The following is a 10139-nucleotide window of genomic DNA, read 5'->3' as shown; positions in this document are numbered from 1 at the left end:
CCCTAGCGGAGACCCGTTTTTTGGTCCATTTCAATTTTTCGTCAAAACTGTCCGAACCATTGTTTATCAATGGTTCGGACAGTTTTCAGCAGGTACGCTGCCAGCAGAACGGTGTTTTTCAACCGTTGCCCGAATTAAACTCAATCCGACACCGATACCTGGATTGATATTATTTATTTGCCCTGCCAGACAGCCCTGTTGATCAATCGGAGACACATCACCTGAATACAGAACATTCTGTGTCCAGCAGAGCCTTGGACGTCTCGCGACACCTCACTTTTTCTCCTCTCCATCCAGCACGCGACGCCACCCAAAACTGTCCGAACCATTGTTTATACGGATTCCGCTTAATTACCGTATAGAGGCCACCAGTGGAACAGGATGTGCTGGGTGAGGAGATCGGGTTGTCGGCGGCACTGTGGCGAAAAATGATGGCTGAATAGAATTTAGCAATGCTCCAGTCTGCGCTTTTTATTCGGAGTCCGTATTATCCCGCCTTTCATCTGTCCTGCCCTGGCCTGCACGTCAGCCTCCGCGTGGGCGGCTCAGCGCGGCCAGATCGTCCAGCACGATGGCCGCAGCCTTCTCGCCGCTTTCCATCGCGCCCTGAATACCGCTCATGGAGGTGACCTCGGAGGCCAGCAGCACGCCGTCTATGCCCGTGGCATGGCCGGGCTGGGTGGCCGCGTAACCCGGGGGCTGCGGGTACTGTGCGTGCGGGATGCGCTCTACCGCCAGTGTCCGCAACCCGGAGACCGCCGCCTCGCCGTACCAGTGTTCCAGCTCGCCGCGCACGCTGGCGTCCAGTTCGGCGTCATCTTCCGCGTGATTCCCCAGCGCCGTGACCGCCAGCAGATGCTGCCCCGGTGGCACCCGCCCCGGCAGCACGTTGCTGAGCCAGTGGGCATTGTTGATCAGACCCGTTTCGGCGTTCAGCAGCAGCCTGGGCTGGTTATCCACCTCCTGATCGGCGGCGTAATACAGGTAAGTGCTGCCCAGGCTCCCGCGCGAGACATTCTGGCCCAGCAGCGCCGCCGCCGTGTTCGGATCGGTGGCGACGATGACGTTCCCCGCGTCCACCTCCCCGGCAGAGGTTTGAACGGTGACGTGTGAACCGTGCGCCGTCAGCCCCGTCACCCGCATATTTACCTGAACGTCCAGCCCCTTCGCCAACTGCTGCGGAATGGCGCTCATCCCCGCTCTGGGCAGCGCCGCGCCGCCGTCAATGAGCATGCGGAGGTAATAGCGGAACAGCCGTGCAGAGGTGTCCAGCTCGCGCCGCAGGAAAATGCCGCCGAAGAAGGGGCGGAAGAAGTTGTTGAGGGCCGCCTCGCTGAAGCCCTGGCCGCGCAGGTAGCTCTCGGTGGTTTCATCGGGGCCGGTCAGCAGGGTGTGGGGCGGCGGAAGCAGCAGCTCCAGCGCCAGTTTGCCCACCCGCAGCTTGTCGGCCACGCCCAGCACGCCCGTCGTGAGCGTGCTGGGCAGCGCCGCCGGATCACGCCGGGGATCGCCCAGCACGTCCTCGCGCTTGCCGCGCCGCACGGCAGCCGAGGGCGGAATGGGGACCAGATCCAGCGCCTCCAGATCAAGGTTGCGTTTCACCGCCGGATAGCTGGGAAACAGCACCTGATACCCGGCGTCCAGCGTAAAGCCGTCCACCACGCGCGAGCGTACCCGTCCGCCCAGCACCCCCGAAGCTTCCAGCACCCGCACCCGCTGCCCGGCCCGGCTGAGGATTCGCGCCGCCGTCAGCCCCGCGAGGCCCGCGCCCACCACCACTGTGTCTAGTTGCCGCGTGTCGTGCATGGGGAACAGGGTACGGGATTGGGGGAAGGGGGGCGCAAGAGCGAAGCCCCGGCGTCGGCCAGGGCTTCTCCTTTTTCTTTCCTGCATTTCTTTTCCTACACCTCAATCTTCAATCCGTCGCCTGCGCGTTCCCCTGGCCTGCGCCTTTCACGCCGTTGACCTCTACCGTATGCGTCTGGCGGCCCAGCAGCGGGCGTTCGGGCAGCAGCAGGGCGGCCACGAAGGCCAGCGCCACCAGAATGGCCGACACCAGGAACACCTCGTCAATCGCGCCCACCATGACGTTTCTCAGCGCCGCTGTGATCTGGGTCAGCAGTTCGGGCTGTCCCAGCTTCGCCAAGGCTCCGCCCAACTGTGCGCTGGCTTCCGGGCTGGTCAGCAGGTTGGGGCTGGCGATGGCGTCCTGCAAGGGGGCGGGCAGGGTTCTGGCGGCGGCGGGGAGCTGTGCGCCCAGTTTGTCGGCCAGTTGCGCGTTGACCAGCGCCCCGAACAGGCTGACCGCCAGCGTGCCGCCGATCTGCCGGAAAAACTGGTTGCCACTGGTGGCGCTGCCCAGCTTCTCGCGCGGCGAGGCGTTCTGCACCGCTAGGGTGAGCTGGCTGTTGACTGGCCCCAGGCCGATGCCCAGCAGGATCATGGTACCCACCGCCAGCCACATCGGGGTGGTCAGGCTCAGGGTGGAGGCCAGCACCAGTGCGGCGGCGGCGACGAACGCTCCGGCGACGATCAGTTTCTTATAGCGCCCGGTGCGGCTCACGAGCTGCCCCGATAGCGTGCTGGTCAGGATCATGCCGCCCATCAGCGGGGCCAGCGCCAGACCGCTGCCCGACGCAGAGCTTCCCCGCACGCCCTGCATGTACAGCGGCAGGTACAGAATCGCGGCGTACATGCCTGCGCTCACCAGAAATCCGGCCAGCGAGGCGGTGGCGATGCCCCGGTCCTTGAGCAGATGCAGATCCAGGATGGGCCGCGCCTGACGGTTGCTGTGGAAGGCGTAGCCCACGCCCAGCGCCAGCGCCCCGGCCAGCAGGCCCAGAATGGGGGCGCTGATCCACGGATACGTGCCGCCGCCCCAGGACATCGCCAGCGTCAGCGTGGTGACCGAACCGGCCAGCAGGGTTGCGCCCAGTGCGTCAAAACGGCCCGCTGTGCCGGGGGCCACCACCGGCTTGGACAGACGGAAGAAACGCCAGATAAAGTACGCCGCCAGCAGCGCGAAGGGCAGGTTGACGAAGAACACACTGCGCCAGCCCAGGTGATCGGTCAGGAAGCCGCCCACGAGTGGCCCCACCACGCTTGAGACGCCCCAGACGGCCCCGGTGTACCCCTGGTAGCGCCCACGCTCAATCGGGGTGAACAGATCGGCAATCGCCGTGAAGCTCATCGCCATCAATGCGCCGCCCCCGATGCCCTGCACCGCGCGCAGGATGATCAGTTGTTCCATGTTCTGCGCGAAGCCCAGGCCCACGCTGCCCAGCGCAAAGACCGCGATGCCCAGCAGGATCAGCGGGCGGCGGCCCACCCGGTCACTGATCGTGCCCACCACCGGAATGGTGATGGTGGTGGCCAGCGAATACGCGGTAAACGCCCAGGCGTACAGATGGAAGCCGCCGAGGTCGCTGATCACGCGCGGCATGGCGCTGCCCACCACCGTCAGGTTCAGGCTGGACAGAAACAGCACGGTCAGGATGCCGACAAAGGCCATGATCTTGTCGCGTTCATTGAGGCCGGAATGGGCCTGGACGGCTGGACTGACTGGGGTACTCATACGTGGACCTCTTCGGGAGTGGGGGTGGGGGCGTTCAGGGCGTTGTGGAGGTCTTGCATGGCTTTCAGTGCCGCCTCGACACGTTGCGGTGGCAGGTGGCCGAAGTGCGAGGCGACGATGGCCTGCCCAGTCTCGCGGGTGCGGGCGCGGGTGGCCTCGCCCTGTGGGGTCAGGTGCAGGTGAAAGCAGCGCAGGTCGGCGGGGGTGCTGATCCGCACTACCAGACCCGCTGCCACCAGCTTGGACACGATGCGCGTCACCGTGGGGGCGGGCAGGCTCTGCTTGCTGGCAATGCGTCCCGGCGTTTGCGCGCCGTCCATGATGGCGGCCAGCACCAGCAGTTCCTTGGTGTTCAGGCCCAGCGCGGTTTCCAACGGCTCGTCCAGCGCCTGCCGGAAGCGCCGCGACAGCCGCAGCGTCAGCCGCATCAGGTCATACAGCTCATCGGTCTGCGTTATGGATGGGGGAGAGGAAGGTAAACTCATTTCATCTGGAAGTATTTCAGATGGAAATGAATAAGGCAAGTCTGGGTTGTGCCTGACCGGGAAACATGATGGAAAGCTCAGGGTTGAGCGTCAGGGCGATAGCACCTGTACCCCGTCCACCCCGTCCAGTTGTTCGGTCAGCCACGCGCCGCGCTTCAGGTGGGCGTCCAGCACGGTGGGCAGCCAGGGCAGGCAGTCGTCCGGCAGGGCGTCTGGGGCAAACCAGCCGACTTCAGAGGTTTTGTCCAGCGGCTTAGGCTCTCCGGCCCACTCGCGGGTCAGGAACAGGAAATCGGTCCCCTGCATGCCGTCAATGTCAAAGCGGGACACCCCCAGCGCTTTCACTGACGCCGTTTCTACTTTCAGTCCCACTTCTTCCTCGGCCTCGCGTACGGCGGCAGCCATGAGGGCCTCGCCGCGTTCCACCCGTCCGCCCGGCAGGCCCCACAGACCGTTCATGTAGCTCGTGCCGTCGCGGCGGCCCAGCAGCACACGCCCGGAAACGTCTTGCACGACAAGCCAGGCGATCAGGTAGAAGGGGGAGGTCATGGGGCAGTTTAGCCGCGTGGCAGGCGGGTCAGTTCTGATGCTGCGAAGGCGGTTGGAGGCTCCCCGGCCTCGTCCTTGAGGGCAATGCCGCTGAGTTCCCGCCGCAGCGCCTGCCTGAGCAGGTGGGCCAGACGCCATGCTGCTGGCCGCATCCCTAGCCCCGCCGGGCGGATGTTGGACACGCAGTTGCGGGCCGAATCGCGGGTCAGCGGCTGTGGGGCGTAAGTCAGGTACGCTCCCAGGCTGTCTGGGCTGCTCAGGCCGGGGCGCTCCCCGATCAGGACGAGGACGAGTTTGGCTTGCAGTGCCAGCGCCACCGGGTCGCCCAGCGCCACCCGCGCCTGCCGTGCCAGAACGATGGGGCCGACGCTCAGACCCGCCCCGCGCAATTCGGGCAGCAGCAGCGCCAGCAACGGTTCTGCATGCGCCAGTGCCCCCGCCGAGAGGCCGTCTGCTACGACGATCACGACATCGGATGGGGGATGGCCTGCCAACTCTGCCAGAGCTTCAGAAGCCAGGGTGCGTCCCAAATCCGGGCGGCGCAGGTATTCAGCACGGTCTGCGGCGCGGCTGTGAACCTGTAAAACCACCTCTCCGGCAGTTTGTAGAGACTCCGCCAACGCTTCAAAATCGGCAGCAACATGCACGGCGTCCCGTGCCGCCGCGTGTGCCGCGTTGAACTTCAGTAGCTCCCGCGTCGGCATGGATGTTCCCGCCCGCCCCAGCGCGATCCGGGCGTCGGTAAATTCTTTCAGAGAGGCCCAGGGGATCAGATCGTCGGTCATCCGCCTGCCGCTCCCATCAATTCCCGCAACTGTGCCCGGCCCGGCAGCGTCAGGCCTCCATCCCGGCTCAGACCCATTTTTTCCAGCCACGCGGCAAATTCTGGTGCGGGGGGGCGGTCAAACATGTGGCGCACGTACCACGCGTCATGAAAACTGGTGCTTTGATAATTCAGCATGATGTCGTCCGCGCCCGGCACACCCATGATGAAGGTCACTCCTGCCGCGCCAAGCAGGGTCAGCAGGGTGTCGGTGTCGTCCCCATCGGCCTCGGCGTGGTTGGTGTAGCAGATGTCGCAGCCCATCGGCAGGCCCAGCAACTTGCCGCAAAAATGATCCTCCAGCCCGGCACGGATGATCTGTTTGCCGTCGTACAGGTACTCGGGGCCGATAAACCCCACCACGGTATTGACCAGCAGCGGGCGGTAGCGCCGGGCCACCGCATAGGCGCGGGCCTCTAGCGTGCCCTGATCCATGCCGTGGTGGGCGTTGGCGGATAGCGCGCTGCCCTGCCCGGTTTCAAAGTACATCACGTTGTCGCCGAAGCCTCCGGCCAGTTGAGTGCCGCGCCGCAACTCCAGCCCCGCCGCGTGTGCCTCGTCCAGCAGGGCCAGATCAATGCCGAAGCCGCTGTTGGCGTCCTGCGTGCCCGCCACGCTCTGAAATACCAGATCCACCGGAGCGCCGCGTGCCATCGCCTCCAGGGTGTTGGTCACATGCGTCAGCACGCAGCTCTGCGTCGGCATTCCGGTCTGCTGGCGGAAGTCGTCCAGCAGCCGCAGCAGGCCCACGCAACTATCCACGCTGTCCAGTGCAGGATTGATCCCGATCACCGCGTCGCCGCAGCCGAACATCAGGCCGTCCAGCGTGCTTGCCAGGATGCCGCGCGGATCGTCGGTGGGGTGGTTGGGCTGCAACCGCGTGCTGAAGCGCCCCCGCAACCCCAGCGTGGTGCGAAAGCGTGTGACCACCTCCACTTTGGAGGCCACCAGAATCAGATCTTGCACCCGCATGAGCTTGCTGACGGCGGCCACCATTTCGGGGGTCAGGCCGGGGGCCAGGGCCGCCAGCGTTTCAGGCGTCGCCTCATCACCCAGCAGCCAGTCGCGGAATTCGCCCACGCTCAGGCCAGAGACGGGCGCAAACGCAGCCGCGTCGTGGCTGTCCACGATCAGGCGCGTCACCTCGTCGGCCTCATAAGGAATGAGCAGGTCTTCTAAAAACAGGCTCAGCGGGAGGTCGGCCAGAATCTGCCGCGCGGCCTCCCGTTCCTGGGAACTGCCCGCCGCGATTCCTGCCAGCTCGTCGCCGGATTTGAGCGGGCTGGCGCAGGCCATTAGCCGCCGCAAATCGCGGAAGCTGAAATGGCGCTGGCCCAGGGTCAGGTGGTACGTGGGCGGCTCCGGCACGGGGAAGGGGGCATGAATCAGTCTAGGGCAGGTTTCCGAATTACGTCACCGGAAAAACAGACTTCCGGTGACTCCATTCTCTGCTCCGCAGCTTTGCAAGTCCATCCTGCTCGGCAAAAGTCTCTCGCTATCGTCGTGAACAGACGCCCATGACTGGTACAGCTCGAAGAGAGGACGCTACTCCTCTCCTGCGGAGCTGTGCCAGTCCCGCTCGGTCATAAAAAGACCATCTTCATGACAACCGCTCTAGGCCAGCAGAGAAAGTGGGGGAAATGTCATGCCCCTGGTTCTCGCTGCCCCCGTCCTGCCAGCACCCCGGTGACCAGCACCAGCCCGGTCATCGCCAGCAGGAACAGCAGCGGCACCTGCCAGTCGCCCGTGAAGTCGTGCAGCGCCCCGAAGATAAACGGGCCACTCGCGGCCAGCGCGTAGCCGAAGCCCTGCGCCATGGCCGAGAGTTGCGGCACTTGAGTCAGATTGACGGCCCGCACGGCAATGAACATCAGGGCCAGCGGAAACATGCTGCCCGCGCCCGCACCCATCATGAACAGCCACGGCAGCGGCGTCAGCGGTGCAAGCAAGAGGCCCGTGATCCCGGCCCCGCTGATCAGCGCCGTGCCCACCGCCAGCGGCACCAGCAGGCGGGGGCGCGCGGCCAGCACCGGCACCGCCAGTGTGAAGGGCAGTTGCACCACGTTGGCAAAGGCCAGCAGCAGCCCGGCCTGCGCCGCCGTGAAGCCGTTGTCCTGCAAGACCTTGGGCAGCCACGTCAGCCATGTAAAAAAGACCAGTGATTGAAAGCCCATGTACAGCGTTACCGGCAGCGCGTAGGGGTTGCGCCATACCGACGGCCCGCCCTTGACTGGCGCGCGGGCGTGGGTCTGCCGCCCGAAGACGGTGGGCAGCCACGCCAGCACACCCAGCGCCGCCAGCCCGATCCACACGCCCACCGACGAGCGCCACGCCCCACCCAGCGCGGTCATCAGCGGCACGGCCACCCCCGACGCCAGCGCCGCGCCGCCCACCACCGCCAGCGAATACAGCCCGGTCATCGGCCCCACGCGGGTTGGATAGTCGCGCCGGATCAGGCTGGGCAGCAGTACGTTGTTCAGGGCGATGCCCGCGCCGACCAGCAGCGTGCCGAACAGGATGACCGGCAGCGTCGCGCCGATCCGCAGCACACTGCCCAGACCGATCACGGCGGTGGCGAACAGAATGATGGTCTCGTTGCTGTAGCGGCGGCTCAGCAGCGGGGCCAGCGGGGCCAGCACACCCCAGCACAGCAGCGGCAGCGTGGTCAGCAGGCTCAGTGTGGCCGCACTCACCTGAAACTCGGCCTGAAATTGCGACAGCAGCGGCCCGAATCCGGCAATGGGCGGGCGCAGGTTCAGCGCCACCACGATCAGTCCCAGGATCAGCAGTGGGGCGGCGGTGGGTTTGCGGCGCTGCGTGATCTTCTCTGTTCCGTCCGGCGACTCAGGGGTAGCGAGGCTTGGGCGGCTCATCCGCGCAGGCTACAACAGTCGGCAAAAGAGAACACCATTTCTGTCCGGGTGGGGTCTGCCCACCTGTGGAGCAGAGGAAAGAGCAGTAGAGCAGTCTTTTCGAGGGGGCCTTCAGACAATTCCCTGGGTATGTTTAATTTTATTGCCAGTCTTCTTTGTGTAAAAGACGAGGGCCGTATTTATGCCATCTGCGCTTATTTTTGCGGCAGGTCAAATGTCCCCGCAAAAGGTTCTGAACAATATAGTCGTATCCGTTGCAATTCAACGGTAGAGATTAACGCATATCTCACGAATACATGAGACTACGCTTGTCGCGTCAGGAAACTGAATTGCGGCTCTGGTGTGCGTCCGTCCCACTTTCCGTGCCTTGACGGTGCGGCTTTCTCAGAGAAATACAGGAGTTGTTATGAGGCAACGTTTCACGCCGCTCACCTGGATCATCGCCACCCTGGCCGTACTGCTAGGAACCGCGCTGGCGCAGTCGCAAAACGCTCCAGTGGAGGCGGCCAAGCTCTCGCTAAGCTCCGGTCAGTTTGGCCTGGTGTATCAGATGTTCTCGATCACCATTGCCGCGATGGGCGCTGGCTTTATCTTTTTCGTGCTGGCCCAGCAAAACCTGTCGCCCAAGTACCGCCCGGCCATGGTGGTCTCGGCGCTGGTGGTGGCGATTGCCTGCTACCACTACTTCCGCATCTTTAACTCCTGGAACGAGTCCTATGCCCTGACCGCTGGAGCTTACGTCGCCACGGCTGTCCCCTTCAACGACGCCTACCGTTATGCCGACTGGATTCTGACGGTGCCGCTGCTGCTCGTGGAGGCTGTTGCAGTTCTGGCGCTTGCCACCAACGTCGCCTCGGGCATGATCTGGCGCTTGGCCCTGGCCGCCTTCGTGATGATCGCCACGGGATATCCCGGTGAAATCTCCGGCGACACCACCACCCGCCTGATCTGGGGCACCATCAGCACCATTCCGTTTATCTACATCGTGTACACGCTGTTTGTCGAACTGGGCAAGTCGATAGACCGTCAGCCGCCACGGGTGCAGGTGCTGACCCGCAATCTGCGGCTGCTGTTGTTCGCGTCATGGGGCTTCTACCCCATTGCGTACCTGCTCCCTATCTTCCTAGGCGGCGGTGGCCTGAGTGCCAGTGGCGTCGTTGGGTTGCAGGTGGGCTACAGCATCGCCGATATTCTGGCAAAAGTCGGTTTCGGCACCCTGATTTACTTTATTGCGTTGGAAAAAACCGCACATGACCGCAGTATGGGCGTCACCGAAGACAGCACCACTCCGCCAGCCACTGAACTGCCTACCCGGCCTGTCTGAACCGCCTGACGCTGCCCATCACTGGAGACCCCATGACCAGGACCGAGACCAGAACCGAGACCACCCCGGAAGCCCGTCCTCTGTTTATCCTTGTGCGCCGCCATCAGGGTCTTGTGGCGCTGGGACTGATGTTGATTGCTGCCTCGGCGATGGCGCTCGACTTCTTCCGCAGTGACCTGCTGGGGCCGCATTTGATCGGCTTGCGCCTGATTTACGCGGGGATTGCGCTGCTGACCATCACGTATATCTGGATCGTGAGTACCCAGGACGCCGAGCGCGCCGCCTAGCTGCGCTGGTCAGTGCCACTCCACCTACAACGCCGCTTGGGGACTCAGCAAGCGGCGTTGTCGTTAATTCGCGCTGTCGTTAGTTAGCGCTGTCGTCACTTCGGGCCGTGTAGAGGAGTCGTAGTTTGCACGGGCGACTGGCGAGTCCTGACGGACGGGGCAAAAAACAAGAGCTTCAGCACTTCGTCAATCCTGTGCCTCTCCTGATCTGACCGCCGGGCGAA

10 protein-coding genes are annotated in these 10139 nt (G+C 64.2%); 3 read left to right on the top strand and 7 right to left on the bottom strand.

The window, feature by feature from the left end; genetic code table 11:
* A partial coding sequence (locus BOO71_RS28440; RefSeq protein WP_217694909.1) for a hypothetical protein occupies positions 1-202 on the top strand: 202 nt, incomplete at its 5' end.
* 323 nt (positions 203-525) lie between these two features.
* Here BOO71_RS28440 and BOO71_RS18465 read toward each other — a convergent pair.
* The 7 genes from BOO71_RS18465 to BOO71_RS18435 all read right to left on the bottom strand — a co-directional run bounded on the left by BOO71_RS18465 (position 526) and on the right by BOO71_RS18435 (position 8304).
* A complete protein-coding gene (locus tag BOO71_RS18465) occupies positions 526-1806 on the bottom strand; it encodes an NAD(P)/FAD-dependent oxidoreductase (protein ID WP_075834830.1) in 1281 nt (426 codons plus the stop codon).
* Between the two features lie 109 nt (positions 1807-1915).
* Positions 1916-3574, bottom strand: coding sequence for an MDR family MFS transporter (locus tag BOO71_RS18460; RefSeq protein ID WP_075834828.1), 1659 nt, complete (start codon positions 3572-3574; stop codon positions 1916-1918).
* Positions 3571-4059 (bottom strand): MarR family winged helix-turn-helix transcriptional regulator, encoded by a 489-nt coding sequence (locus BOO71_RS18455; protein ID WP_075834826.1) that lies wholly within the window; start codon positions 4057-4059, stop codon positions 3571-3573. Before BOO71_RS18455 ends, BOO71_RS18460 begins: the two co-directional genes overlap by 4 nt.
* Positions 4060-4149: 90 nt before the next feature.
* Positions 4150-4608 carry an NUDIX domain-containing protein gene (locus BOO71_RS18450; protein WP_075834824.1) on the bottom strand — a complete coding sequence of 153 codons (459 nt, stop codon included), beginning with the start codon at positions 4606-4608 and terminating at the stop codon, positions 4150-4152.
* An 8-nt stretch (positions 4609-4616) separates the two neighbouring features.
* A complete protein-coding gene (gene eutC / locus BOO71_RS18445) occupies positions 4617-5393 on the bottom strand; it encodes an ethanolamine ammonia-lyase subunit EutC (RefSeq protein ID WP_075834822.1) in 777 nt (258 codons plus the stop codon).
* Positions 5390-6799 carry an ethanolamine ammonia-lyase subunit EutB gene (locus BOO71_RS18440; RefSeq protein WP_139323023.1) on the bottom strand — a complete coding sequence of 470 codons (1410 nt, stop codon included), beginning with the start codon at positions 6797-6799 and terminating at the stop codon, positions 5390-5392. Before BOO71_RS18440 ends, eutC begins: the two co-directional genes overlap by 4 nt.
* Before the next feature lie 275 nt (positions 6800-7074).
* A complete protein-coding gene (locus tag BOO71_RS18435; protein WP_083653618.1) occupies positions 7075-8304 on the bottom strand; it encodes a CynX/NimT family MFS transporter in 1230 nt (409 codons plus the stop codon).
* Positions 8305-8710: 406 nt separating this feature from the next.
* Here BOO71_RS18435 and BOO71_RS18430 point away from each other — a divergent pair, with 406 nt between their 5' ends.
* Positions 8711-9628 carry a bacteriorhodopsin-like gene (locus BOO71_RS18430; RefSeq protein ID WP_083653616.1) on the top strand — a complete coding sequence of 306 codons (918 nt, stop codon included), beginning with the start codon at positions 8711-8713 and terminating at the stop codon, positions 9626-9628.
* A 32-nt stretch (positions 9629-9660) separates the two neighbouring features.
* Positions 9661-9915: a hypothetical protein gene (locus tag BOO71_RS18425; RefSeq protein ID WP_075834820.1), complete on the top strand. Its 255-nt coding sequence runs from the start codon at positions 9661-9663 to the stop codon at positions 9913-9915.
* Positions 9916-10139: the final 224 nt, after the last annotated feature.

This window comes from Deinococcus marmoris (assembly GCF_001949125.1).
Lineage (GTDB): Bacteria > Deinococcota > Deinococci > Deinococcales > Deinococcaceae > Deinococcus > Deinococcus marmoris_A.
Note: the sequence above shows the minus strand (reverse complement) of the source record. Positions and strands in the feature narration are given on the sequence as shown.